Annotated in this window: 22 protein-coding genes and 1 other annotated feature; of the genes, 6 read left to right on the top strand and 16 right to left on the bottom strand. The window is 44.8% G+C overall.

Features of this window, described 5'->3' with window-relative positions:
• Nucleotides 1–43: 43 nt before the first annotated feature.
• The 3 genes from AC0VYE_RS14910 to tyrS all read right to left on the bottom strand — a co-directional run bounded on the left by AC0VYE_RS14910 (nucleotide 44) and on the right by tyrS (nucleotide 3,509).
• Complete coding sequence (locus tag AC0VYE_RS14910) at nucleotides 44–1,567, bottom strand: flotillin family protein (RefSeq protein WP_076268243.1); 1,524 nt, start codon at nucleotides 1,565–1,567, stop codon at nucleotides 44–46.
• Nucleotides 1,568–1,593: 26 nt separating this feature from the next.
• Nucleotides 1,594–2,124 (bottom strand): NfeD family membrane protein, encoded by a 531-nt coding sequence (locus AC0VYE_RS14905; RefSeq protein WP_179089804.1) that lies wholly within the window; start codon nucleotides 2,122–2,124, stop codon nucleotides 1,594–1,596.
• A gap of 131 nt (nucleotides 2,125–2,255) precedes the next feature.
• A complete protein-coding gene (tyrS, locus tag AC0VYE_RS14900; protein WP_475449577.1) occupies nucleotides 2,256–3,509 on the bottom strand; it encodes a tyrosine--tRNA ligase in 1,254 nt (417 codons plus the stop codon).
• A gap of 57 nt (nucleotides 3,510–3,566) precedes the next feature.
• Nucleotides 3,567–3,871 (bottom strand) — a binding site (T-box leader).
• Between the two features lie 121 nt (nucleotides 3,872–3,992).
• Here tyrS and AC0VYE_RS14895 point away from each other — a divergent pair.
• Nucleotides 3,993–7,067 carry a transglycosylase domain-containing protein gene (locus tag AC0VYE_RS14895; protein ID WP_076268241.1) on the top strand — a complete coding sequence of 1,025 codons (3,075 nt, stop codon included), beginning with the start codon at nucleotides 3,993–3,995 and terminating at the stop codon, nucleotides 7,065–7,067.
• 107 nt (nucleotides 7,068–7,174) lie between these two features.
• Here the strand turns inward: AC0VYE_RS14895 and AC0VYE_RS14890 are convergent, their stop codons facing one another.
• Nucleotides 7,175–8,134, bottom strand: coding sequence for an aldo/keto reductase (locus tag AC0VYE_RS14890; protein ID WP_475448902.1), 960 nt, complete (start codon nucleotides 8,132–8,134; stop codon nucleotides 7,175–7,177).
• A gap of 224 nt (nucleotides 8,135–8,358) precedes the next feature.
• Here AC0VYE_RS14890 and AC0VYE_RS14885 point away from each other — a divergent pair, with 224 nt between their 5' ends.
• Nucleotides 8,359–8,742 carry a VOC family protein gene (locus AC0VYE_RS14885; protein WP_475448900.1) on the top strand — a complete coding sequence of 128 codons (384 nt, stop codon included), beginning with the start codon at nucleotides 8,359–8,361 and terminating at the stop codon, nucleotides 8,740–8,742.
• Between the two features lie 76 nt (nucleotides 8,743–8,818).
• On the opposite strand, the gene acsA is transcribed toward AC0VYE_RS14885, so the two are convergent.
• Nucleotides 8,819–10,543: an acetate--CoA ligase gene (acsA, locus tag AC0VYE_RS14880; RefSeq protein WP_475448899.1), complete on the bottom strand. Its 1,725-nt coding sequence runs from the start codon at nucleotides 10,541–10,543 to the stop codon at nucleotides 8,819–8,821.
• A gap of 242 nt (nucleotides 10,544–10,785) precedes the next feature.
• Here acsA and AC0VYE_RS14875 point away from each other — a divergent pair, with 242 nt between their 5' ends.
• Both AC0VYE_RS14875 and AC0VYE_RS14870 read left to right on the top strand, forming a co-directional pair.
• A complete protein-coding gene (locus AC0VYE_RS14875) occupies nucleotides 10,786–11,421 on the top strand; it encodes a GNAT family N-acetyltransferase (protein WP_076268237.1) in 636 nt (211 codons plus the stop codon).
• 201 nt (nucleotides 11,422–11,622) lie between these two features.
• On the top strand, nucleotides 11,623–12,798 hold the full coding sequence (locus AC0VYE_RS14870) for an acetoin utilization protein AcuC (RefSeq protein ID WP_475448898.1): 1,176 nt from the start codon (nucleotides 11,623–11,625) through the stop codon (nucleotides 12,796–12,798).
• Nucleotides 12,799–12,878: 80 nt separating this feature from the next.
• On the opposite strand, the gene AC0VYE_RS14865 is transcribed toward AC0VYE_RS14870, so the two are convergent.
• The 4 genes from AC0VYE_RS14865 to AC0VYE_RS14850 form a co-directional block, all read right to left on the bottom strand.
• Nucleotides 12,879–13,577 (bottom strand): 5'-methylthioadenosine/adenosylhomocysteine nucleosidase, encoded by a 699-nt coding sequence (locus tag AC0VYE_RS14865; RefSeq protein ID WP_076268235.1) that lies wholly within the window; start codon nucleotides 13,575–13,577, stop codon nucleotides 12,879–12,881.
• Nucleotides 13,578–13,582: 5 nt separating this feature from the next.
• Entirely contained in the window at nucleotides 13,583–14,587 is a 1,005-nt protein-coding gene (gene ccpA, locus AC0VYE_RS14860; RefSeq protein WP_076268234.1) for a catabolite control protein A, read from the bottom strand.
• 140 nt (nucleotides 14,588–14,727) lie between these two features.
• The gene (locus tag AC0VYE_RS14855) at nucleotides 14,728–15,111 is read right to left on the bottom strand and encodes a hypothetical protein (RefSeq protein ID WP_305953885.1); all 384 of its coding nucleotides are present in this window, start codon (nucleotides 15,109–15,111) and stop codon (nucleotides 14,728–14,730) included.
• Between the two features lie 188 nt (nucleotides 15,112–15,299).
• Nucleotides 15,300–15,737: a VanZ family protein gene (locus AC0VYE_RS14850; protein ID WP_475448895.1), complete on the bottom strand. Its 438-nt coding sequence runs from the start codon at nucleotides 15,735–15,737 to the stop codon at nucleotides 15,300–15,302.
• Between the two features lie 52 nt (nucleotides 15,738–15,789).
• On the opposite strand from AC0VYE_RS14850, the gene AC0VYE_RS14845 reads away from it, so the two are divergent.
• Nucleotides 15,790–16,320: a type 1 glutamine amidotransferase domain-containing protein gene (locus AC0VYE_RS14845; protein WP_076268231.1), complete on the top strand. Its 531-nt coding sequence runs from the start codon at nucleotides 15,790–15,792 to the stop codon at nucleotides 16,318–16,320.
• Here the strand turns inward: AC0VYE_RS14845 and ptsP are convergent.
• From ptsP to AC0VYE_RS14815, 6 genes are all read right to left on the bottom strand, one after another.
• Nucleotides 16,317–18,059 carry a phosphoenolpyruvate--protein phosphotransferase gene (gene ptsP / locus AC0VYE_RS14840; RefSeq protein WP_076268230.1) on the bottom strand — a complete coding sequence of 581 codons (1,743 nt, stop codon included), beginning with the start codon at nucleotides 18,057–18,059 and terminating at the stop codon, nucleotides 16,317–16,319. The genes AC0VYE_RS14845 and ptsP overlap by 4 nt on opposite strands.
• Nucleotides 18,056–19,942 carry a glucose PTS transporter subunit IIA gene (locus AC0VYE_RS14835; RefSeq protein WP_339208798.1) on the bottom strand — a complete coding sequence of 629 codons (1,887 nt, stop codon included), beginning with the start codon at nucleotides 19,940–19,942 and terminating at the stop codon, nucleotides 18,056–18,058. The genes ptsP and AC0VYE_RS14835 overlap by 4 nt, the downstream gene beginning before the upstream one ends.
• A 245-nt stretch (nucleotides 19,943–20,187) precedes the next feature.
• Nucleotides 20,188–20,829 (bottom strand): hypothetical protein, encoded by a 642-nt coding sequence (locus AC0VYE_RS14830; protein WP_475448891.1) that lies wholly within the window; start codon nucleotides 20,827–20,829, stop codon nucleotides 20,188–20,190.
• A gap of 137 nt (nucleotides 20,830–20,966) precedes the next feature.
• Nucleotides 20,967–21,401: a CoA-binding protein gene (locus AC0VYE_RS14825; RefSeq protein WP_076268227.1), complete on the bottom strand. Its 435-nt coding sequence runs from the start codon at nucleotides 21,399–21,401 to the stop codon at nucleotides 20,967–20,969.
• A gap of 54 nt (nucleotides 21,402–21,455) precedes the next feature.
• On the bottom strand, nucleotides 21,456–22,751 hold the full coding sequence (gene aroA / locus AC0VYE_RS14820) for a 3-phosphoshikimate 1-carboxyvinyltransferase (RefSeq protein WP_475448889.1): 1,296 nt from the start codon (nucleotides 22,749–22,751) through the stop codon (nucleotides 21,456–21,458).
• Between the two features lie 77 nt (nucleotides 22,752–22,828).
• Nucleotides 22,829–23,338, bottom strand: a complete 510-nt coding sequence (locus AC0VYE_RS14815) for a shikimate kinase (protein ID WP_256710894.1) — start codon at nucleotides 23,336–23,338, stop codon at nucleotides 22,829–22,831.
• 160 nt (nucleotides 23,339–23,498) lie between these two features.
• Here AC0VYE_RS14815 and AC0VYE_RS14810 point away from each other — a divergent pair, with 160 nt between their 5' ends.
• Nucleotides 23,499–23,822, top strand: coding sequence for a hypothetical protein (locus AC0VYE_RS14810; RefSeq protein WP_076268224.1), 324 nt, complete (start codon nucleotides 23,499–23,501; stop codon nucleotides 23,820–23,822).
• A gap of 12 nt (nucleotides 23,823–23,834) precedes the next feature.
• Here the strand turns inward: AC0VYE_RS14810 and gndA are convergent, their stop codons facing one another.
• Nucleotides 23,835–25,247 carry an NADP-dependent phosphogluconate dehydrogenase gene (gndA, locus tag AC0VYE_RS14805; protein ID WP_430060898.1) on the bottom strand — a complete coding sequence of 471 codons (1,413 nt, stop codon included), beginning with the start codon at nucleotides 25,245–25,247 and terminating at the stop codon, nucleotides 23,835–23,837.
• Nucleotides 25,248–25,436: the final 189 nt, after the last annotated feature.

The following is a 25,436-nucleotide window of genomic DNA, read 5'->3' as shown; positions in this document are numbered from 1 at the left end:
AACCAATTGGTTCAAGGTTTTTTTCTGTTTACGCTGCCTTACTTTATTGTTCAGGAAGCTTGATTACAGCAGGAGCAGCAGCAATATCAACCGGCTTGCTAGGTACTGCAGGTAAATTACTGCCTCTATTCGTCAGTCCTTTAATGATTGCATTCACGTCGATTCCCGATACGCTCTTCAGCATCTCCGGAGCAGTAGACATTAATGAAGTTACATAATTGCTTATACGAGCTGCCCCTTCGCCATTCCCTGTATCAACAACAGTAAGCTTATCAATGTTGCCGATAGGATCGGCGATTTTGCCAGCCAGTTCAGGAAGCATTTTTACGATAATATCAAGAATAGCAGCTTCTCCAAATTTCTCAAAAGCTTCAGCTAGCTTCTCTTTTGCTTCCGCTTCCGCTAAACCGCGAAGACGAATGACGTCGGCCTCCGCTGTACCTTTCGCTCTCTCTGCTTCTGCAACAGCTAAACCATCCAAACGTTTCTGGGTAGCATGTGCCTTGGCTTCCGCTTCAATACGGTATTGCAGAGCGTCAGCTTCATTAAGAAGCTTCGCCTTGTTTGCTTCCGCCGCTTGTACAACTGCGTAACGGTCTGCATCGGCTTTTTTCTTCACTTCTGCATCATATTGCTTCTCACGACGCAATATTTCTTTTCCTTCCAGATCGATCTCACGTTCTTTACGTACGAGTTCAACCTTCATTTGCTCTTCGACTACGTTTTGCTTAGCACGCGCTTCATGAATCGAATAAGCCTGATCCGCTTCCGCTCTTGCTGTATCTTGGTCACGTTTAAATGTCGCGACCTTCATTTCCTTTTCTTTCTCTGCTTCCGCAATGTTGGTATCACGCACAAGCTCGGCCTTTTGACCGGCCTCAGCAGCGAGTGCTTTCTGAATTCTAGCATCCCGAATCGCTTCAGCTTCCGCAATCTCAGCATCTCTCTTGACTGCAGCAATTCGCGGTTTACCGAGCGCGTCCAAATATCCATGTTTATCGCGCAAATCCTTGATCGTGAAGGAAACGATTTGAAGACCCATCTTTTTCAAATCCTTAGCTGCAACCCCTTGCACCTCTTGCGCAAATTTATCGCGGTTGCGATATACCTCTTCCACTGTCATTGAGCCAAGAATTGCGCGCAAATGTCCTTCCAATACTTCCTGCGCTTCACCCTTGAGCGCTTCGGTAGGCTTGCCTAGAAACTGCTCTGCCGCCGTCGCCACATCTTCAACCGCACCGCCAATTTTAATGATCGCTACACCGTCTGCCATGACTGGTACGCCTTGCTCTGTGTATACCTCCGGCGTCGATACATCCAGCTTATGGGACAATAACGATAGAAACTCAGCCTTCTGGAATATCGGCAGAATAAACGCGCCTCCGCCTCTAATGATTTTCACTTTGCGCCCAGATTCATCCGTGCTTGCATTTCGGGAGCCTAGAAATGATCCCGTTACGAGCATCGCTTCGTCTGGACTAACTGTTTTGTAGCGCGCCCAGAAGGCAAGACCCAATATAACAAAAACGCCAACTACAATAGCAGGTATAACATAAATATCTTCCATTGAATTTCCCCCTTATGCTGCTTTAATTAAGATAGATTTACTTCCGATACATACAAAGTGCTGTCCCTTACCTCAACAACGACAACCTTGGAGCCGCTTGTAATTTCAACGCCTTCGAAGCTAGCTGCAATTTGATTCGTAAATCCAGCTCCCACTTTAACCATCACTTCACCATAGCCCTTCGCAGAAATGGGGACCAGCACCTCCCCGAGCTTACCCGACAAATCATTAAGCGAAAAAGCGATCGAATTCTCGCTTTGCTCCATCGGCTTAATGTAGAGAAAGAAAACAGCTACTGCAGCTGTAAGTGCGATGAATAAGGCAATCATCACGATGGCTGTTGAACTAAAGGCAGTGTAGCGTCCGAGTAGGATCCCTGCTCCGCCAAAAGTGGTTATCCCGCCTACTAGCGCAGTCGGCGACAGCCATGAATGACCATCTAAGGATAAAAAATCGAGTGCTCCATCGAGTGCTTGCCCGATCAAATCCCCAAAAATAATACTTACGAGCGCATAAAGGATTCCTCCGACTAGACAAGACATAAATAGCGTCTCCAACTCTCTCCTCCTCCCTTAGTATCCATAACCTGTTAATGCTTCCGTTATTTAATACGTTGAAAACGCTCTTTTGTTTCTAAAAAAATAGAACTTGTTGAATTTTATCATTTCAACAAGCTCTATTATACCAATTATGTTAATTTAATTTTTATAAATTTACGTTTTCCTACTTGAAGCACGTCGCCATCCTTAGGAGAAATATCCGCATTAATATCCGTTATCTTCTCTTCATTTATACGAACAGCCCCTTGCTGAACGCTTCTTCTCGCTTCACTGCTCGTTGGCAGCAAGTCAAGCATAGTGAGCAGCTTCACGATGCGAATTTGACCAGCTTCCAATTGTTCCGCAGCAATAGATACCTCTTCGATATCATCAGGCAGCGCACGTTGTTGAAACACGGTAATAAAATGATTTTCTGCCGCTTTCGCTGCCTCTTCGCCATGGTACATTCGTACAAATGTCGCTGCAAGCTTCATCTTCGCATCACGAGGATGTTCAGAACCATCTGCCAGTCCAGCTTTCAATGCCGCAAGCTCCTCGTTGCTCAAATCGGTAGCTAGCTCGTAATATTTGAGCATAAGCCTATCTGGAATCGACATCGATTTGCCGTAGATTTGGTTTGGCTCTTCATCTATACCGATGTAATTGCCCAAGCTTTTGCTCATTTTATTTACGCCGTCCAACCCTTCGATCAAAGGAGTCGTAATAACGATTTGGCCCGGTTTATTATATTCCTTCTGCAAGGTTCTGCCCATTAACAGGTTAAATGTCTGATCCGTGCCTCCTAGCTCCACATCGGAATCAAGAGCTATGGAATCGTATCCTTGCATCAGCGGGTAGAAAAATTCATGAATGCTGATCGGCAAGCCGCTCGTGTACCGCTTTGTAAAATCATCACGCTCCATCATGCGTGCAACCGTTACTTTCCCGGCTAGATTTACAACATCAGCAAAGTTAAGCGGTGCAAGCCATTCCGAGTTGTAGTAGAGCTTTGTTTGCTGTGGATCTAATATTTTGTAAATTTGTTTTTGGTATGTTTCCGCATTCCGCTTCACATCTTCTTCCGTCAATTGCTTCCTCGTTTCCGATTTGCCCGTTGGATCGCCGATTCTGCCTGTAAAATCACCGATAATCAGCTGAATCTGATGACCGAGCTCCTGAAATTGACGAAGCTTGTGAAGAACAACCGTATGGCCGATATGAATGTCTGGCGCTGAAGGATCAAGTCCTAGCTTTACATTTAACGGCCTTCCTGTTGCTACAGCATTCGCTATTTTATTTTTCAAATCATCCTCAGGTACAATCTCCACAACACCGCGGCGAATGACAGCCAGCTGACGCTCGACCTCACTTTTCTGCTCGCCACTTAAACTTTCCCACTTCACCATAGAACTTTTCCTCCTTTGTATGCGTCTATATAGACATAAAAAATCCTTCCAGCCCCAAGGGACGAGAAGGATTAGCTCGCGGTACCACCCTCGTTAGAGTACTCCTGCCTTTTTTCACATAAAAAAGAGGTACTCTCACTTCGTTGTTGATAACGGAGACGGGCTCCGAAGTGAACTACTACGGCTGATTCGACTGCCCCACAGGCTTTTTTGCCAAAATGTGCAGAGGATTGTCAGTATACGGTTCCTTCACTTAGCTCCAGGCGGTAATTCAACAAGCGGCGCATACCGGTTTCCACCACCCACCGGCTCTCTGAAAGTACGATTCGCTGTCTACTCATGCCCTTCAAAGCATTGATTAGATAAAACATTATTGAATTTATACCATAGCCATGCTGTGAAGTCAATGCAAGGAAAGAATGCGTTACTTTAGCGATTTATGTTATAATAGGTGTGCTATTTGGAGGAGGAGTCATAGAAATGCAAGAAGATCGTCAACCTGCGCCAAACAAAAGAAGCAAATGGCGTACATTTGGAATCGTAACTTTTATAACAGCTAAATGGATGGTATATTTCGGAATCTTCATCGGATTGCTTGCCGGTGGAGCAGTAACTGGTTATGTGGCCGCGCTTGTGAAAGACGAAACCGTAAGACCTCGATCCGTTATTGTAGAGAAGATCGGCGAAAATGCCATCACTGGATTTGTTTACTTCAATGATGATTCACTTGTCGGACAGCTAAGAACGTCAGAGGACCGAATGATTATTACATATGATGATTTACCGCCGCAGGTTATTACTGCCGTACTTGGCATTGAGGACAATAACTTTTTGGAGCATCATGGCGTAGACATTAACGGCCTTGGACGTGCAGTAAAGCAAAAGCTTCTAAATGAAGATACGCAAACGGGCGGAAGTACGCTTACTCAGCAGCTTGCGCGACGTGTATTTCTAAGTTTGGACAAAACAGATAGCCGTAAAATTAAAGAAATATTTTTATCGCTGCGCATGGAACGTTATTTAACGAAAGAAGAAATTTTAGCAGCTTATTTGAATAAGGTTCCGTTCGGAAATGGTTCCAGCGGGTACAATTTGTTCGGCATTAAAGCAGCTGCCAAAGGGATATTTGATATTTCGGATCTAAACCAGCTGAATATCGCGCAGTCTGCCTATTTGGCAGGTCTACCGCAAAGGCCTTCTGCCTATACAGCGTTCACAGGTAAAGGTCAATTCAATGAGGCGGGCTTTGAACTCGCGCTTGGACGTCAAAAAACAGTTTTGAAGCGAATGTTCGAGACTGGGCGGATTACTCAGCAAGAGTACGACGAAGCGTCCAAATTCGATATTAGGAAAACGCTGGCTAAGCCAAAAGAAAAAGCTTATACAACCTATCCTTATCTCATGCTTGAAGCAGAACGTCAAGCAGCGGAAATTATGCTCATGGCGCAGGATTCTACTTTAACAAAAGCAGACCTTCGCAAAAAAGAAAATGCTCCGCTTATTGAGGAAGCTCGCGATCATTTGCTGCGCGGCGGCTACCATGTCTATACAACCATCGACAAGGATGTCTACCAGCTCATGCGTGAGATTGGCACTAATGATGAGAATTTCACGCCATACAGCGAGAAAAAAGGGCTGGAGCAGATTGCTGCGATCATGCTCGATCACAAAACTGGCGCTATTGTGGGAATGCTTGAAGGCCGAGACTTCTATGAGGAGCAATTAAACTATGCCACTCAGATGACAAGGCAGCCAGGATCAACGATGAAAACATTGGCGGCATACCTTCCAGCTATTGAAATGGGTATCATTCAGCCCGCGAGCATAATTGACGATGCTCCAATTGTCCTGAAAGATGGCCAAAAGGGTTTCCATATCCCAATGAACGTAAACCGTAAGTTCGCGGGTCTAGTAACGGCGCGTGAGGCATTAAACCGTTCCTTGAACTTGCCTGCTTTGAAAATTTTCAATGAGGAAGTCAAAATTGAAAATGCTTGGGAGTTCGTTAAAAAACTAGGCATTACAACGCTGCAGCCGCAAGATGCTTATGCACAAACCGGTGTAATTGGCGGTCTAAGCATCGGCGTATCGGTTGAAGAGCTTACGAATGCATACGGATCGATTCCGAACAAAGGCGTTTTCAATGATGCTTATATGATTCAAAAAATTACAGATGCAAACGGAAAAATTGTATATGAACACAAGCAGGAACCAAAACGAGTGTTCTCCGAGCAGAGTGCCTTCTTGATGACGGATATGCTGTCGACTGTTATTTCAAGCAAAAGCGGTTCTGCCAACAAATTGAAATCACAATTCGATAAGTACGGTGAAATTCCTATTGCCGGTAAAACAGGCTCCACACAAAGCTACGGTGACGTGTGGTTTATGGGCTTCTCGCCAGATATTACGCTAGGCGTGTGGGCCGGTTATGAGGAACAGGTCAACTCCCTATCCGAGGTCGGCAAAACGCGTGCTCGTTCCATCTGGGCACTCATTATGAATAAGATGGCTGAGAAGAAGCCGGAAGTATTTGTCACTAAAGAATTTGAACGTCCATCCGGCATTGTCAAAGCTACGGTGTCGAGCGCTAGCGGATTGCTTCCAAGTCAATTAACGAAGCAAGCAGGCATGCTTGTTACTGACTGGTTTAACAAGAAGGATATTCCTAAGAAAACAGATGACGCGCTCGTGAAGATGGCTTATATTTCCTTCAATGGCGTTAACTATGTTCCGAACCCAGCTACTCCTAGCGATATGATTAAGGAACAAATCGTTATTAAGCGTAAAAAACCGCTGGATGTTCTTATGGATGAAATTAAGGCAGCGCAGGAGAAACTTCCGGCAAGCAGTCGTCGTCCACTTGATATTTACCTTCCTGCGGATGCAGAAAACAACGCGCCGTCTAAAAAAGACCCTCGCGTTGATGATGGAGCAGCTCCACCGCCTCCGGCAAGCGTTAAGCTGCAATCGTCGGATGGCGTGCTCATATTGACATTTAATGATAGTACTGCTGCTGATGTCGTTGGTTACCGTGTGTACCGTTCGGTTAATCAAGGGCCTTATGAGAAGCAAGGTGAATCCATTGTTGTCGGTGCAGACAAACGTATGAAGGTGTATGCATCCAATGCTCAAAACTACACTTATTACGTAACAGCGGTTGATGTCGTCGGCAAAGAGTCAGCACCTAGTCAAATAGTACAATATGGAAGCACACCGAGTACCCCTCCACCGACAACAGGCGGAGACAACTCAAGCGGGAATGGAAGTGGAAATGGTTCTGGCACAACAACAGCACCTTCCACTCCTACTGGCTTGCAGGCTGCGAAAACAGATCTAAGCGTACGATTAACTTGGGCGGCTAACAGTGTGTCAGACCAAGTGACGCAATATAATATATACTATAGTGCAAACAACGATGGTCAATATTCCAAGATCGGATCAACCTTGGAAACAAGCTTTGAGTATGTTGCGCCGCTTATCACAGGTTCCTTCTATATAACCTCTGAAAACGCGAAAGGCGAGTCATCACCCTCCTCCAAGCAAACGATCAGCTAGAGGTCACAGAAAACGAAATAGGCAGCAGCCTCTCACGAGGCTGCTGCCTTTTCTTTTGGGAATTTACTATTTAGAAAATAAATATAAGAGAAGCATTCTATTTATTATTAAATGACATAAGATGAATCCGTTTCAAACAAACGGCTTATTTGCTCATAATCTTCTCTGGATAGACGCCACTTGGTTGCAGCCGTATTTTCCTCCAGCTGCTTAACCGTCTTCGCACCAGCAATCACACTCGTTATTTCCTGCTTATACAATAACCAGTTGATAGCTACTTGGTTTAATGGTTTCTCGATGGCTCTAGCAATTCCAGTAAAAGTTTCGATGATGACAATGTTTTTTATAAATTGTTTATCCGAAAATAATGGATTAAGCTGCGCGCGAACATCCGTTTTGGGCAGCCTCGTCAAATAATTAAATTTCCCCGTCAACAACCCCTGAGCTAGCGGACTATAAGGAATAAAACCGATTTTTTGCTGCTTCGCATAGGGTAACGCTGCATGTTCAACATCGCGCTGGAACAAGTTATATGGCAGCTGCAAAGATACAATATTGCTAACGGACTGCGCTGCAACTAATTGCTGAACGTTAAAGTTTGAAACGCCGATATTCCTAATTTTCCCTTCAACGACGAGTTGATTTAACGTTTCAAACGTCTCTTCAATCGGTGTTTTGCCGCTGGGATCGGGAAAATGAACTTGATACAAATCAATATAGTCCGTATTTAATCGCCGCAGGCTCTCCTCTACCTCACGTATTATATTTGCTTTGGATACATTTATACTAAACTGCCCTTGATCGTTCCAGATGAGGCCAGCTTTTGTTGCGATAATGACATGCTCCCTTACTGGCTGCAGCACTTTACCAAGCACCTTCTCGGAATGTCCCAGCCCATAGGATGGAGCGGTGTCATAGAAGGTGATCCCTTGTTCATACGCACGACGAATGACAGCCTCAATCTCGTTATCATCGACTTCTCCCCAGCCTGCTTTCCCAGCAGCCCAAGCTCCGAACCCGATAATGGATGGATAAAGCTCGCTATTGCCTAATTTCCTCTTATCCAACAAGCGAACCTCCTTTACTTAATTATTCCTACCCGATTACTTGGAACTAACATAATTATAATGGTGTCTGCATGAAAGTCAACCCATTTTTTTCAAAATGAACCAGCTGCTTAACTACCACTCGACAATTATGACTTGACAACTGTTTTCCATCTCCTTATGATAAAAAGCATTCATTATTGCGATAAAATTCCATATTCCCGATTAGGAAGGAAATAAAAACAATGACTAAAAGACGTATTGATCATGTTGGCGTTATGGTAAAAGATATTGATGCTTCTATTTCTTTTTATACTGATATTATTGGTTTTGAGCTTAAAGGAAGAACGCCTCATACGAATGGAATTATTGAACTTGCCTTTCTTGGCTTTGGCGGTTCCGACGAAACCGAATTAGAATTAATTCAAGGCTATAATGACAACCTTCCAAGTGAAGGCAAGGTGCATCATTTTGCAGTGACAGTAACTGATGTCCATGCGGAGTTTGAACGTTTGAAGCAGCTTGAAGTGACCTTTATCGATGAGGGCATCACTGTACTGCCGAATGGATACCAATACTTTTTTGTAAGCGGACCTGACGGTGAGCGAATCGAGTTATTTCAGCGTTAATGATTGCTCGAATGAAACACTAAAAAGAGGATAGCCCCTGATCTGATCAGGAGCCATCCTCTTTTTCATATTTTGATTAGTCTTCAATTGTGGACAAATCGCCTGTTGGCAGGTTCAGTTCCCACGCTTTCAGCACTCGACGCATAATTTTACCGCTTCGTGTTTTGGGAAGCTTATCCTTAAACTCAATTTCTCTTGGTGCCGCATGGGCGGATAAGCCTACTTTTACGAATTGTGAAATCTCAAGCTTTAATTCGTCCGAGGCCACATAGCCTTCACGGAGCGCAATAAAAGCTTTAATGATTTCTCCGCGCATCGGATCTGGTTTACCGATGACCCCCGCTTCTGCTACAGCCGGATGCTCAACCAGCTTGCTCTCAACCTCAAACGGGCCTACTCTCTCGCCTGCTGTATTGATTACATCATCGATACGGCCTTGGAACCAGAAGTAGCCATCTTCGTCCATATAGGCGGAATCTCCAGAGATATACCAGCCTTTAAGATAAAAATATTCCTCATACTTAGAAGGATTATTCCATACCTTGCGCATCATGGATGGCCAAGGCACATGTATTGCTAAATTGCCCATACGATATGGAGGCACCTCATTGCCGCTATCATCGATAATAGCAGCTTTCACGCCTGGCAACGGCTTGCCCATCGATCCTGGCTTAATATCCATACTTGGATAGTTGCAAATCAATTGGCCGCCTGTCTCCGTCATCCACCATGTATCATGAATGCGTTGGCCGTAAACCTTCATCCCCCATCTTACGACCTCTGGGTTAAGCGGCTCTCCTACGCTTAGAACATGCCGCAAGCTTGTAAGATCAAACTGCTGTGATATTTCGTCACCTGCACCCATTAACATACGGAATGCCGTAGGCGCGCTATACCATACCGTAACGCCGTATTTCTGAATAACGCTATACCAATCGCTTGGACTAAAGCGTCCGCCTCGTATGACGTTTGTAGCGCCGTTAAGCCACGGTGCAAAAATGCCATAAGAAGTGCCAGTAACCCAGCCTGGATCTGCAGTGCACCAATATATATCATTATCTTTCAAATCAAGTACTATTTGACCCGTATACATATGCTGAATCATCGCATTTTGTACATGGTAGACACCTTTTGGCTTGCCGGTTGAGCCGGAAGTATAATGCAAAATGAGACCATCCTCGCGCTCCAGCCATTCAATTTCAGCCTCGTCGGACGCTGCAGCCATCTCTTCTGCAAAATCAACAATGTTCTCTTCCTTTGCTAAATCCTTGCCGAATACGATTACATGCTTTAAAATCGGCAGCTCATCTCTCTTAATTCTTTTGAGAAGAGCAGGCGTTGTAATAATAGCTGTAGCTTCGCTATCCAAAAGTCTGTCCTTTACCGCTGTCTCCATAAAGGCTTCGAATAGCGGACCAACAACCGCACCGACCTTCAAAGCACCAAGCGCGCTAAAATAAAGCTCCGGTGTTCTCGGCATAAAGATGAAGACACGCTCGCCTTTGGAAATGCCAAGCTTGCGCAAGACGTTTGCAAAACGATTGGATTGTTTGCTCAGTTGTTCGAAGGTGTAGGATTCATCCCGCTCGCTATCGCTATAGTAAAGGGCGATTTTATCGCCTTTTCCTTGCTCGACATGACGGTCAATGGCCTCATACGCCATATTTACTTTTCCTGTTGTGTACCAGCTAAATTGACTTTCGATTTGACTCCATTCAAAGGAATTAATCGCTTCTTCATAATTCGGTAAGTTCGAATTTTGCGCAGTCGCTGGAATTCGTTCTTGATGTAAGTTGATCATACTATCACTCTCCCATCAAATCTGTGTTTCTACTTTGTAAGAATACGCTTTCAAAATGAAGTCGTAACTTGAGGCAAACAAGCCGACAACAACTCGCGCATCCCATGATCTTAAACCGCCAAACTTATTATAACATAACCTTTTTCTATTCGACTACGCTTTTCATTTAGTAAAATGTTTGTTATAAAGAGTATTAGAGGATTGTGTTTAAGCAGCAATTTAACAGCAAAGGGGGGGCAGCCTTGGAACATCGAAAGCGTTTGCAGCGAGAGCAGCTCGTTTTGGACGCAAGTCGTGAACTTATTTTGGAAGGACCAGTACCGCCCGATCGGTTAGCCAACATGACGATGCACAAATCGCTGGATGCATTCCGCAGACCAAACGAGCAGCATGTTGCACTCGTTGAAATTGCCGGCCTAGAAGAAGGAAGAATTATTTTAGCGCGTGAAGGCTCGGTTATCATTGGATACGTAACCTTCCACTATGCGGACGAGCTTGAGCGCTGGTCAGAAGGCGGAATGACGGATTTAATCGAGCTCGGCGCCATCGAAGTTGCAGATGATTATCGCGGCCTTGGCTTAGGAAAACGAATGATTCAGCTCGCCTTCGCCGAGGAGCAATTAGAAAATATGATTGTATTTACGACAGAGTATTATTGGCATTGGGATCTTGAGGGCACGAAGCTGAATGTATGGGATTATCGTAAAATGATGGAAAAGTTGATGCAATCCGTCGGAATGATTTGGTACGCCACAGATGACCCCGAAATTTGCTCCCATCCCGCGAATTGTCTTATGGTGCGTATCGGCACAGAGGTACCGCTAAGCTCGGTAGAACATTTTGACACGGTACGTTTTCGGCAGAGATTTATGTATTAAGGTTTTGCTTACGATGCTGGTTTGCTTCGCAAACCTAAGTTACGCTTACGATGCCGGTTTGCTGCGCAAACCTAAGTTTATGCTTACGATGCCGGTTTGCTGCGCAAACCTAAGTTTATGCTTACGATGCTGGTTTGCTTCGCAAACCTAAGTTTATGCTTACGATGCCGGTTTGCTCCGCAAACCTTTAGGAGGATAGGAATGGCTTCTGACTCTATTTTCATCTATCATTCGGATACTAGCGGATATAAATTCGGTGAGGAGCATCCTTTCGATCCGCTGCGGCTTGCTCTAACGATCGATCTGCTCAAAGAAGTTGATGCTTTGTATGATGAGGATATCCAGCCTCCTGCAGTGTATTCCGAGGATGAGCTGTTGTCACTCGTCCATAGAACCGACTATTTGGACGCTGTTAAGCAATTGAGTGAAGCCGAAATCGATGATAACAGCGTACTTGCCCAGCAGTTTGGACTACACACAGAAGACACTCCTTATTTCCCAGGCATGCACAAGGCAGCAATGTCCATCGTCAGAGGCTCTGTGACGGCCGCTGAGCTTGTTATGACGGGTCAAGCCAAGCATGCCTACCATCTTGCCGGAGGGTTGCATCACGCCTTCCCTGACCGCGCCTCAGGCTTCTGTGTTTATAACGATGCAGCAGTCGCTATTAAGCATATCCGTCAAACGTATGGCGCAAAAGTGCTTTATATTGATACGGATGTCCATCACGGGGACGGTGTTCAGTGGGTTTTCTATGACGATCCAGACGTATGCACCTATTCGATTCATGAAACGGGAAAATTTCTGTTTCCAGGTACAGGCTACGTGCACGAAAAAGGCACAGACCATGGTTTTGGCGCTTGTTTTAACGTGCCGTTAGAACCGTACACAGAGGATGAATCCTGGCTGGAGAGCTTTAATATTACGTTGCGCAAAATCATTTCGGCATTCAAACCGGATGTCATTATTAGTCAGCACGGCTGCGATGCTCATGCCTTTGACCCGCTCTCTCACATTCATTGCAGCATGCGAATATATGCCCAAATCCCTGCTATTATACATGAATTAGCCCATACTTATACAGATGGCCGCTGGATTGCGTTAGGCGGCGGCGGTTATGATATTTTCCGCGTCGTTCCACGAGCTTGGTCTTTAGTATGGCTTACAATGATTGATCACCCTATTGCACATGCGATTGCAGCTGGTGAAGAAGCTAGGCTTCCAGACCGCTGGTTGAGCCATTGGGAATCCATTAGCCCTCACAAGCTCCCTACGCATTGGATGGACAATCTAGAAGATATTGAGCCTATGCCTAGACGAATCGAAATTACGAACAAAAACAGAATGATGCAGCAGATCGTTATTCAAGATCTGTAATCCGATTACAGCGTCATGCTCGCATTAAAAAAAAGAACCAGTTCCGATGTTGGCATCAGAGCTGGTTCTTTGTATTTCGTTTAAATATTTTGCATGATATCATCAATAATTTGATAAGAGTTGTTGGAGGCGATTACCGTAAACTCTGGAAAGTTCACATGAGCCGATCCATCCGCTTTGTCAGACATCGAACGAATAATGACAAATGGTGTATTATTCATATCGCATACTTGAGCGACTGAGGCGCCTTCCATCTCCGCGCATGCGCCTTGCAGCTTCTCGTGAAGCAGCTTGACCGACTCGCGGCTGGCAATGAATTGATCGCCCGACAGCACTTTGCCCTGTATGCTGCGTCCTGAGAATAAACGATTGCTAGCTGCAGAAGCCAGCTCAATTAATCTCTCGTCTGCAGGAAATTCTGATCTTGGATGAAATGGAATCGTTCCAAGAGCAAAACCTAGTGGTGTACAGTCCATATCATGCTGGACACAGCTCGTCGATACGACGATATCTCCAATGTTAAGCTGCGGATCAACTGCACCGGCAACGCCGGTAAACAGAACGCAATCAGCACCAAGATCAAGTAAAATTTGCGTGCAAACCGCAGCATTTACTTTCCCTACACCTGATTTGCAATAAATGATCGTTTTGCCATGAAGTGTGCCTTCATAATATGTAATACCTGCTTTAGTAACCTCAGACACTACGTTTACATGCTCATGCAGCAATTCAATTTCTTCAGCCATAGCGCCAATAATTCCAATTTTATTAAACGACATTTCTTTTATATTCCTCCAACCGATTGGCGCACGATAATCTCATGCGGCAGCACAACTTTGGATTGATCTACATTTTCTTTCTTCATCAGCTTTGTCAGCAAACGCATCGATACCGCGCCAATATCATACATTGGCTGTGCTACAGCAGTAAGCTGTGGACGAACCATAGATGCCATACGGCTGTTATCAACACTAATGACAGATATATCATCCGGTACTCTTAAGCCGGAATCCTGAATGCTGTGAATTGCGCCGATCGCCATTTCATCCGTTGCGGAGAACACAGCTGTCGGACGCTCGTCCAGCTCAATAAAATATTTCATCGCTTCTGCGCCTGATTCATAGCGGTAGTTGCCTGTACGAACCAAAGCATCATCGTAAGCAATACCTGCTGCTTCAAGAGCACGCTTATAACCTTGGAATCTTGCATAACCAATGGATGGATCTTGCAGTGTTCCGCTGATCATTGCAATTCTTCTATGTCCTTGCTCATACAAGTTTTGTACAGCATCGAACGCAGCATCCTCGTGGTTGATGTCAACAGACGGAATTTGTCCGCTCTCATCGGAAGTTGCACAAAGTACAATCGGAACATTAGCCGTCTTAAATGCTTGCAAATGCTCTTCCGTCACTGCCCCGCCCATAAATAGCAAGCCGTCTACTTGCTTCTCAAGAAGTGTATTGATAACACGGATTTCTTTATCTTTTTTCTTATCCGCGTTACACAAAATAATATTGTAATGATACATATTCGCGATATCTTCAATTCCGCGTGCTACTTCAGCAAAAATAGCGTTTGAAATATCAGGAATAACTACGCCTACCGTCGTTGTTTTCTTACTTGCCAAGCCCCTTGCTACGGCATTTGGACGATATCCTAGGCGCTCTATTGCTTCATATACTTTTTTGCGTGTTGCTGGTTTCACATTGGGATTATTGTTCACAACCCGAGAAACCGTAGCCATTGATACTCCTGCTTCTCTTGCTACATCATAAATGGTTACCGTCACAGTGTTTCTCTCCATTAGCTCAGATTTTATAATTACGCACGACGCATATTAACGTTATCATACGACAAAATATTTCTTTTCGCAATGTTGACGCATGTTTCACTCATCTGCACGTCTTGTAAAATCAATAATCTGAGCTTCTATGTAAGCAACGTTCGACGGCTTATTTGCTCAAGTCTCTTTTTCAAATCCAAAATCCATGCTTCATCGTTAAGCGTTTGAGCAAGCAAATACAAATCAAGTAGCTTATTGATTCTCTGCTCAACCAGTCTCTCGAATCCGATGCGATCCGTCTGCTGTTTGTCTGCTTTTGCCTCTACCAGAATACTAGCCCACTCGTTGCATTCATTAAAAAGGAATGTCTGCTTGTCTGGTTGAGCCCCCAATTGTGCTATTAAACCTGATAAATCAGGTTTTACTTCCGGAAATACTTCACTGCGATTGCAGGTTGTGCAAGAATATATAGGAACGTTATCAATCTCAACCTTCCCTGAGTAAATAACTGTGCGCAGTTTCATCTTCATGATGTCGCCACAATGACAACTCTTATGCAAAGTGGTCCACTCCTTCATAGTAGCAGCTATCGTAACAACCATAGCTTTCAGAGTAATAATGTATAAATGATTCGACTATTTTCGCACAAATTCCTGCATGCACAACCTTGTAATTTTTACTACTAAAATCACACTCAAAATTGACCACAAAATGCTAGTTATGGCGCAACTTTTCTCCACATTTTCCTCACTGGCGGCACAGCTGCAACAATCGTCCAAATCGCAGCTCCGATAAGATCATTCCGCACATCCATAACGTCCGGCATTCTGCCGCCAACAAAAGACTGATGATATTCATCTGTAATTCCATATAAACCACAAATAAGTACAATAACGACCTTCATCCAAAATCGGTCGCCCCTCTTGCCAATGCCGTAGTCTATAGTAAGTGCAAGTATGAAGTAGGAAACAAAATGGCCCCAATTAAAACCTTCCATAAAGGGAAAAAACTTTTGAAAGAAAGGGAGAAAGGTATTTATCTCATCACCTGTTCTCGAAGATAGCGCAAATATAACAGCCATCCATGCAATAGCCGGCAAATAGCGCAGCAGCCTTACGTATGAAAATGATTTAGAATTACTCTCCGTTTGCTTCATTGTTTCTCCTTCGTTACAATAATAGAGATCTTTACTAGATGGAGGGGAAAATATGCCGTTACAAAATAAAACCGTCATCTGCTTGCTAGACGACGAATTTGAGGATTTGGAGCTATGGTATCCCGTATATCGTGCGCGCGAAGCTGGTGCGACCGTTTTATATGCTGGACCTGAGAAAGGTAAAACACATATCGGAAAATACGGCGTACCTGCTGTAGCTGATTTGTCATTTGATGAAGTAAATAGCGAAGACATTATCGGTTTATTAGTTCCAGGCGGCTGGGCACCTGATAAGCTTCGCCGTTATCCTAAAGTTCTCCAGCTCGTACAAGAACTGAACGCCGCTGACAAACCGATCGGCCAAATTTGTCATGCAGGCTGGGTACTCATCTCGGCGAAAATATTGGAGGGGCGCAAAGTCACTTCAACACCTGGCATTCGAGATGACATGGAAAATGCAGGAGCGACATGGTTCGATGAAGCCGTCGTTGTTGATGGAAACCTCATTTCCGCACGCCGTCCGCCCGATCTTCCTCCTTATGCAAAAGCGTTTGTAGATGCACTAGTACAGCGAATGGGTTAACCATTCGCTGTTTTTTTGTCCAAGCGCTCCATAAAACCAGTTAGCTGCTCCAATATTTCTGTACTTGTACGGCAATGATGCAGCTGCTGAAATACCTCATGGCTTTCTTCTTGTGAAGTGAAGAGCAGCCTTTCCTTGATCGGCAAAATCGAATGCGAAGACATGCTCAGCTCATCTACATCAAGGCTTAGCCAAATCGGCAGCGCTCTTAGATCCCCTGCAAGCTCGCCGCACACGCCAACCGTTATCCCACTCCGTTTTGCCGCTTCCACCGTCATGCGCAGCATTCGAATGAGTGCTGGATGGTATGGCTCATACAAGTGCGCGATTTCCTCATTCATACGATCCACAGCTAACGTAAACTGTACCAAGTCATTCGTTCCGATACTAAAGAAATCAACCTCTTCCGCGAGTAAATCAGCGATCATAACTGCGGCAGGAACTTCAATCATAATTCCGATCTTCATCCCTTTATCATAGGGATACCCCGCTGCTTCAAGCTCAAGCTTCGCTTCGTTTAATACTGCATTTGCAGCACGAACTTCATCGACAGATGAAATAAGCGGATACATAAGCTTTACTTGACCGTAATGACTTGCCCGCAAAATAGCGCGAAGCTGCGTTTTGAACAAATCTTTACGATCCAGCGATATCCGAATGGCTCTGTAACCTAGAAAAGGATTGTCTTCCTCTGGCAGGTCAAAATAATCGAGCTGCTTGTCACCGCCGACGTCCAGCGTTCGGATGACGAGCGGCTCACCCTCAAGGCGTTCGGCTACGCTGCGATATACCTCAAACTGTTCTTCTTCCTTTGGAAACCGATTTCGATCCATGTACAAAAATTCCGTACGGAAAAGCCCAACCCCATGCGCTCCGCTCGACATCGCAATTTCCAGCTCTTTATAGGAGCTAATATTGGCTGCAAGCTCCAGCCTTTTGCCATCAGGCGTTACCGGGCGATGACCTGCAATGCCATGCAGTCTTTTTTTCGCTTCCGATTGATGGGAGTGCAGCTCTGTGTAATAGTCAATAACTTGTTGAACAGGATCGATAAACACAGTGCCGTCATTGCCGTCAATAACTAGCGTTTGCCCTGTTTGAATAGGCTCAACTAATCTCGTCTCTACACCAACAACAAGAGGTACGCCGAGCGCTCTAGCCATAATAGCTGAATGTGAAGTTTTGCTGCCAGCAAGGGTCACAATGCCGAGCACATGCTGCGGATTAATATGTGCTAGCTGAGAAGGAGACAACTCTTTAGCAATCAATATAAATGGCTGCGTATCTGAAGGCAGTGTAATTTCTGGCGCTCCCAGCAGATGTTTCAGCAATCGATTGCCCACATCCTTAATATCTAGCGCCCGTTCTTTCATGTACTCATCGTCAAGCAGATCAAACATCGTAACAAAATGATCAATAGCTTCCTTAACAGCAACTTCAGCCGCTTTGTACTGGCGTTGGATAATACCTTGGATTTCATTCATAAAGACAGGATCGTCCAAAATGGCTATATGAGCATCGAATATATGTGTTTCCTCTGAACCGACAACATCTCGCAGATCATCTTTAATCTGTTCAATTTCAGACTTAGAGGTACGAATGCCTTCGTATACACGTTCGAACTCGCGGGCAAAATCAGCTACATCGATTTTTTGCTCCGGTAACTCCCATTCCCAATTCGGAAGCACAAACGATCTCCCAATCGCTATGCCTGCTGACGCCCCTATTCCTTGAATCATTGTGTTTCCCCTCCACCGTTTCTCTCTTTAAGTACAACAGACAATACCGAGGACTGCCCCTTTTTCACCGCTTTGAAAGGTGCAAATCGCCATGAGTGAACAAGATCAGAATTTGTTATGACCATAGGAGTAGCAAGAGATTTGCTCTCCTTTCGAACTCGCTGCAAATCAAATTTTATGAGCATCATGCCTGGCGTAACTTCGTCCCCTTCTTTAACGAGCGCATTAAAATACGCTTTTCCAGCCAGACGCGAAGTATCTATGCCTATATGAAGCAGAACCTCCAACCCCTCAGGAGTAAGAATGCCGATCGCATGCATCGTCGGATAAATATGCATCACCTTGCCCTTAACCGGCGATACAAGCTCTCCTTTCTCCGGTATAAATGCGACGCCTTGTCCGACGAGTTTGCCTGCAAATATCGGATCAGGCACCTCATCAAGAGGAATCATGCGGCCTTGCATCGGCGAATGGAACAAAACTTGTGCTTGATCACGATGAATAGTCTTGATCATTTCTTCACGAATAAGTTCGGAATACGTGCCAAATACGACCTGAACATGTCCGCCGCCTAATTTGATAACGCCTGCAGCGCCCAGATTTCGAAGCGCATTTATGTCGAGCAGCTTATCGTTGGAAACTTTAAGCCGCAATCTTGTGATACAGGACTCCATCTTTTCTATATTTTGTTTACCGCCAATGGCTTGCAAAATAAGCGGTGCACGATAAGGGATATCGCCTGCCCATTCATCAAGCTGTGAGCCTTCCTCACGGCCTGGTGTCGGAATCCGAAATCTTCGTATCGCCCAGCGAAACAAAAAGTAATAAACGAAGCCAACAACGATACCGATCGGTATAATTAGCCAACCTCGTGTTGCCAAATGCTCGTTGATAACATAATCTATGGCTCCTGCTGAGAAGGAGAATCCGTGCTTAATGCCAAGCTCATAAGTAACCCACATAATAATGCCTGACAATATCGCATGGACGACGTATAAATACGGAGCAACAAACAAAAATGCAAACTCTACCGGCTCAGTAACGCCAGTTAGAAATGATGCAAGCGCTGCGTACATAAACGTTTTCCGAATTTTCGGCTTTAGATCCTCGCGAGCTTCGTGAATAATCGCGAATGCAATGGCTGGCAAAGCGAACATCATCGTCGGATAAAGACCAGCCATAAACGAGCCGGCAGTAGGATCGCCAGCGAAGAAACGCGGAAGATCGCCATATACCATCTGTCCTGAAGCTGTTTCAAAGCTGCCAATTTGAAACCAGAATACATGGCTGACCAAATGATGCAAACCGAATACAACCAAAATCCGGTGTACAAATCCATATAAAAATACGCCGAAGCCGCCACCCGATTCAACAATTTCACCCAGATTTATCATCATGCTCTGTAAATAAGGCGCAATATTGATCATAGCTATTGAGAACAACAAACTAACAACACTTACAAATAACGGTACAAATCGCGGTCCGCCAAAAAATTGTATGTATTCCGGTAATTTTAAGCTTTTAAACCTCTCATGGCTCACGCCTGAAATAATTCCTATAAGTGTACCAATGAGCACGGTTGGCTCAATCGGTACCTCTGCCGACCCTGTAATGCCGCTATAAATAGCCATACCTACAAGAGCAGCCATCCCTGCTGCGAGAGCATTACCCGTTAAGCCTAGTGAGATGCCAAGCGCAAAAATATATGGTAAATATGTAAAAATCGTTTCGCTTGCAGCTAATAAATAGCCTTCCATCCCTGGCAGGCCAAAGTAATCCCATGGCAGCTTGCTTAAACTTAAAAATATAGCCGCACCTGGCAGGACAATCATCGGCAGCATGAATGCTCTACCAAGCTGCTGCAGGCTCCCAATGAAAACCATCTTGCACCTCCTTAAAGTTTTGCGAAGCAAAACTACTTCGTAAGCATAAGCTTCAAGTTTTGCGAAGCAAAACTACTTCGTAAGCATAAGCCTAAGTTTTGCAAAACAAAACTAACTCCGTAAGCATTATTCAAACACATCTATATCGATGTTAAGCGTTTGCTGCGTTTTTGTCAAAGTAAAACGGCGAGCCTGTAAGGGCCCGCCGATGTTGATGATTCTTTTCTAATTGTATTAAAAAAGTGTTATCGATTACCGCCTGAATAAGGAGAAGAATTGACTGCACTCGTCGACTGCCAGCCTACATGAGAAATGACAGGCCCTGCATTTTGATAAGCATTCGTTGCTTCATATACAGGGTGAAGCGACGTGTTGGAGTGAGTTTGTGTCATACCGCCATATCCATTTTGGAATTGAGATTGGCCGTAACCTCCATAATTGGATGCTGCATGCTGAGCATACTGCGCCCCATTATTCGAGGTTGGCTGGTAGTAAGAATGTTGTTGGTTATGCTCAGAACCAGCTTGATAACCTACATGTGCGATAACCGGACCTACGTTGCCAAACGCCGTTGCTGGTGATTGCGCGTAGCTGTGAACCGGTTGATGCGACATGAATGAATTGTTCGTTCCCACCGGATGCGTCATATTCGAATAGTTATTAGGAGCATAATGTTGTGTTTGCGCTCCTTGGCTATAAGCATTAGACGATTGGTAACCGCCTGGCGAGTTAGCAACAATCGAGTGCGTTTCTCTGCCAAAATTCGGTTGGCTTAGCTGCCCTTGATAGTGCGATTGCACATGGCCAGATGGCTCAAAATGTGCATTTTGGTTAAGGTAGCTCTGTTGGCCTTGGTAATTACCCGGTTGTTGCGAAAACTGATTCACGTCGTGTCCTCCTTGAATTACAATCGTATTGTCTTCAAGTGAATGCCGCTTGTTTCGCTTTCTACATGCGAAAAACAAGTACGCAATCGCTCTTGAAGCTTTCTTATTGTGTAGGAGTGACCTGTTTTTTATAACTGTTATCTTTTGGGTTTCCCGTTCGGAAGCAAGATGGAATCCTCCACCTTGATACAACGATCCATTATAACCTCTAGACCGCCTGCTGCAGCAATCGCAGCCGCTTCCTCGTTTGCAATGCCAAGCTGCAGCCAGAAGGTTTTTGCGCCGATGGCAACCGCCTCTTCAGCTACAGGCGGCGTATGCTCGCTTCTGCGAAAAACATTTACGATATCTACAGGCACGGGAATATCTTTTAGAGACGCATAACTTTTTTGTCCCAAGATTGAATCGGCGTTAGGATTAACAGGAATAATCGTATAGCCCTTCGCTTGCATCGCTTCAGATACCATATAGGATACGCGCTCTGGATTGTCTGACAAGCCTACAACAGCTACCGTCGTGCTATTCTCCAAAATACCCTTAATATGCTCGCGAGTCGGATTCTCAAATGCCATGATCATACCTCGATTCATTATTTTGTGAACAAGCTTCTAAACGTCAACTAATAATTAGCCTTCAATCCATTCAACCTTAGCGCCTAAAGCTTGCAAATGATCGAAGAATATCGGATAGGACTTCGCTACATGATGTGCATCACGAATTCGAATAGGTTGTTTCGCACGCAATCCAACGACCGATAATGCCATGATGACACGGTGGTCGTAATGCGCATTGATTTCGACACCGCCCTCTACACCTTCAGGACGTCCATGCACGATAATCTCCGCTTGGCGTTCTTCGACATTGGCTCCAGCTTTTCTTAATTCATTCAAATAATCGGTAATGCGGTCACACTCTTTGTAGCGCAAATTTTCTACATTATAAAATCTAGAGGTGCCTTCAGCAAAAACAGCCGCTGCAACCATTGCAAGTACAGCATCCGTTGCATGATCGCCATCGAACTCGACTGCTTTGAGCTTGCCATTGCCCTTCACGTGGACAATGCCATTCTCATGCGTAAGCGGAACTTCCATCATTTTCAACACATCAACGACAGCGCGTTCGCCTTGCTTGCTCTTCTCTTCCAAACGGTGTACAATGACATCCGATTCCGTAACAGCCGCGGCTGCTAGAATGGCTGCAGAGCCCGGATAGTCGCCTTGCACAGAATAAGTTTTTGCTTCATAGCTTTGACCGCCTGGAATGCGGAACCGCATATAGTCCTCATCTGCATGGATAACAATACCCGCTTGCTCCAATACTTCCAGTGTCTGGCCAACGACTACTTTTGACTTCAAATCATGCAGCACTTCAATTTCACTGTCCTCTTCGAGAAGAGGCGTCAAAAACAGCAGCGCACTCAAAAATTGCGAGCTAATGTTGCCTGAAACTTGAATTTTGCCGCCCTTTGGAGCGCCGCCTTGAATTCGAATAGGCAGCTTGCCTTCATTATGCTCAATAGAAACGCCCATCGCTGTCAAAGATTCAATGAGGTCGCTATGAGGTCGTTTACCTAGAGAATCTGGATAACGATTAATAAAGGTTACGTCTGGGCAAAGTGCCGCGATGGCCATCAAAAACCGCAAAACCGCACCTGCGTTACCTACATCCAGCTGCTCAACTGGCTTAGGATTGCGGCCAAAACCGGTAATAACGATTTTCTCCTCGTCTTCCTCTACCGATGCTCCCAAATCCCGAATGCAGCGGCGCATTGCATCACTGTCTTCACTGTGGGCTGGGAAATAAATCGTACTCGTTCCTTCAGCTAGAGCGGCTACCAGAAGGTAGCGAGTGGTATAATTTTTTGAAGAAAGCGCTTGAAGTTCGCCTTCAAGTTTTGGCGTTGGTGTCACTAAAACGTCCATAGTTCGTATGATCTCCCTTTACAATAATATATACACATCTACAGCTAATCGGCTGATTGAGGTGATGATGATCTCGGTTATTTATGAAGCGACCATTGCTCGAGTATTGCAGCAACAACCTCTTCCACACTCATATTTGTCGTATCGATCGTAAAATGAGCAAAATCGTAAGCATGCTCACGCTGTTTAAGCAGCAGATTAACTCGCTCCTCTGCATCGCCTTGAAGCAAAGGCCGCTCTGTGTCCGTCTTTACCCGAGCGATGATTTGATCTGGGCTCGCCTTTAAAGCGACGACAAAACCGTTTTTAAGCATTAGCTCACGATTAATGGGACTTAGCACTGCGCCGCCGCCTGTAGCAACCACACAGGTATCCTCGCGCTCCAAAATCGTTCCCAGCACTTTGGTTTCAATGATCCGAAAACCTGCTTCGCCATCCGATGCGAAAATATCAGAAACCCGCTTGTTTTCCAGCCTTTCGATTTCTTCATCGCCGTCGATGCGTGTGCAGCCCACCTTCTCGGAAAGCAGCTTGCTGACGGTTGATTTGCCGGTTCCCATAAACCCGATAAGCACTAATTTACTCAATTGTTGCCTTCCCATCGTAACCGTTTCACCCTTTTCGTTCTTGTTAAACCAATTTTTCTACAATATCATATCATTTTTTTGTAATACTAGGGTATAAAAAAGTTATATATGCCGTATGGATGATAAAGATGTTTATTCGAGAATAGGAGTGACATTAGCGATGAACAGTGATCTTCAGTTGCCTGATCAAAGTCCAACTCAAAAACGCTTCAATCGTATTCTCGATCCTGATCATCCCCTTTGCAGGGAAGATGTGGTCTGGATGCTTGAATTTATTAAAAAAAAGGTGGCTGACGAAGATCCAGCCTTAAAGGATCTTACGCAGCCACGCTTATTGCAAAATTTTCATTTCTTTGCCGAAGCGGCCATGTCGCTCATCCATCGCAGACATTATTCCAATCAAGAGGCCGATCGACTGCGCGACTGTTTGCGTCAAGCAGCTTATGGCTTAAATAAGGACAATCCTCGCGAGACGAGGAACTAATGGCTGATCTAATTAAGATTGCATCCAGTTAAAGTGGAAGCTTCCTTCTTTGTCTACACGTTTGAACGTGTGAGCACCGAAGTAGTCACGCTGCGCTTGAAGCAGGTTTGCAGGCAAACGCTCCGTACGGTAGCTGTCGAAGTAAGCAATTGCACTTGAGAATGCAGGAACCGGTACTCCGTTCGAAACTGCAGCGGAGATCACTTCACGCCAAGCCCCTTGGTACGACTCAACGATGTTTTGGAAATAAGAATCAAGCAAAAGGTTGCGCAGGTTAGGATCACGGTCGTAAGCGTCTTTGATGTTTTGCAGGAAGCGAGCACGGATAATGCAGCCGCCGCGGAAAATCATAGCGATTTCGCCGTAGTTAAGATCCCAGTTAAATTCTTCAGAAGCTGCACGCATTTGAGCAAATCCTTGAGCGTACGAGCAAATTTTACTTGCGAACAATGCTTTGCGAACAGATTCGATAAATGCTGCTCTGTCACCTTGGAAAGGTGTTTTTGCAGGTCCGTTAAGTACTTTGCTTGCCGCAACGCGCTCTTCCTTCATAGCTGACAAGAAACGAGTAAATACGGATTCTGTAATGATAGAAAGCGGTACGCCAAGATCTAGCGAGCTTTGGCTTGTCCATTTTCCAGTACCTTTTTGACCAGCGGAATCCAAGATAACATCTACCATTGGCTTGCCTGTCTCAGGATCGTATTTGGAGAAGATATCTCTAGTAATTTCGATTAGGTAGCTGTCAAGCTCGCCTTTATTCCACTCGGAGAAGATTTCGTGCAGCTCTTCAGCACTAACATCAAGTACGTTTTTAAGCAGATCATAAGCTTCGCAAATCAGCTGCATATCGCCGTATTCGATTCCGTTATGTACCATTTTCACATAATGACCTGCGCCATCTGGACCGATATATGTGCAGCAAGCATCGTCTCCAACTTTAGCTGAAATAGCAGTAAGAATAGGTTCAACCAGCTCGTAAGCGGATTTTTGTCCACCCGGCATGATAGAAGGTCCTTTTAGTGCTCCCTCTTCGCCGCCAGAAACGCCAGTTCCGATAAAACGGAAGCCTTTAGCTTCTAGATCTTTGCTGCGACGAACAGTATCAGGGAAATAAGCGTTTCCGCCATCGATAATGATATCGCCTTCAGCCAAATGTGGAACGAGTGAATCGATCGTCGCGTCTGTTCCTGCACCTGCTTGTACCATAATCAAAATTTTGCGGGGAACTTCCAATGATTGAACAAATTCCTCGATTGTATAAGTAGGAACAAGATTTTTTCCAACTGCTTCTTGAACAAGATCATCAGTCTTCTCGCGTGAACGGTTGAACACCGATACCGTGAAGCCTCTGCTTTCAATGTTAAGGGCAAGGTTTTTACCCATTACGGCTAATCCAATTACACCAATTTGCTGTTTTGACATCTGGTTCTTCCATCCTTCATCATCTATTTTGGGTCACAATAGTTTCATTTTACTCTTTTTGCGGCAAGAAGAAAACTGTCTGCAAGGAAAAATGTCGCAATAGTCGCATCAATTATATTGAGAGAACTAAAAAGTTTATCTTATATATACCGAAAAGCTTAGTCATTTTATAATAAAAGGAGTCTTTTT

This window comes from Pristimantibacillus sp. Z349TD_6, from assembly GCF_056173205.1.
This window is presented reverse-complemented; position numbering and strand designations above follow the sequence as displayed.

Excerpts from the sequence above, each read along its gene's own strand:
- AC0VYE_RS14910 (WP_076268243.1), bottom strand. The coding sequence starts at position 1,567 with ATGGAAGATATTTATGTTATACCTGCTATTGTAGTTGGCGTTTTTGTT.
- AC0VYE_RS14895 (WP_076268241.1), top strand. The coding sequence starts at position 3,993 with ATGCAAGAAGATCGTCAACCTGCGCCAAACAAAAGAAGCAAATGGCGT.
- AC0VYE_RS14885 (WP_475448900.1), top strand. The coding sequence starts at position 8,359 with ATGACTAAAAGACGTATTGATCATGTTGGCGTTATGGTAAAAGATATT.
- acsA (WP_475448899.1), bottom strand. The coding sequence starts at position 10,543 with ATGATCAACTTACATCAAGAACGAATTCCAGCGACTGCGCAAAATTCG.
- AC0VYE_RS14870 (WP_475448898.1), top strand. The coding sequence starts at position 11,623 with ATGGCTTCTGACTCTATTTTCATCTATCATTCGGATACTAGCGGATAT.
- AC0VYE_RS14865 (WP_076268235.1), bottom strand. The coding sequence starts at position 13,577 with ATGTCGTTTAATAAAATTGGAATTATTGGCGCTATGGCTGAAGAAATT.
- AC0VYE_RS14855 (WP_305953885.1), bottom strand. The coding sequence starts at position 15,111 with ATGAAGATGAAACTGCGCACAGTTATTTACTCAGGGAAGGTTGAGATT.
- AC0VYE_RS14850 (WP_475448895.1), bottom strand. The coding sequence starts at position 15,737 with ATGAAGCAAACGGAGAGTAATTCTAAATCATTTTCATACGTAAGGCTG.
- AC0VYE_RS14845 (WP_076268231.1), top strand. The coding sequence starts at position 15,790 with ATGCCGTTACAAAATAAAACCGTCATCTGCTTGCTAGACGACGAATTT.
- ptsP (WP_076268230.1), bottom strand. The coding sequence starts at position 18,059 with ATGATTCAAGGAATAGGGGCGTCAGCAGGCATAGCGATTGGGAGATCG.
- AC0VYE_RS14835 (WP_339208798.1), bottom strand. The coding sequence starts at position 19,942 with ATGGTTTTCATTGGGAGCCTGCAGCAGCTTGGTAGAGCATTCATGCTG.
- AC0VYE_RS14825 (WP_076268227.1), bottom strand. The coding sequence starts at position 21,401 with ATGGCATTTGAGAATCCGACTCGCGAGCATATTAAGGGTATTTTGGAG.
- aroA (WP_475448889.1), bottom strand. The coding sequence starts at position 22,751 with ATGGACGTTTTAGTGACACCAACGCCAAAACTTGAAGGCGAACTTCAA.
- AC0VYE_RS14810 (WP_076268224.1), top strand. The coding sequence starts at position 23,499 with ATGAACAGTGATCTTCAGTTGCCTGATCAAAGTCCAACTCAAAAACGC.
- gndA (WP_430060898.1), bottom strand. The coding sequence starts at position 25,247 with ATGTCAAAACAGCAAATTGGTGTAATTGGATTAGCCGTAATGGGTAAA.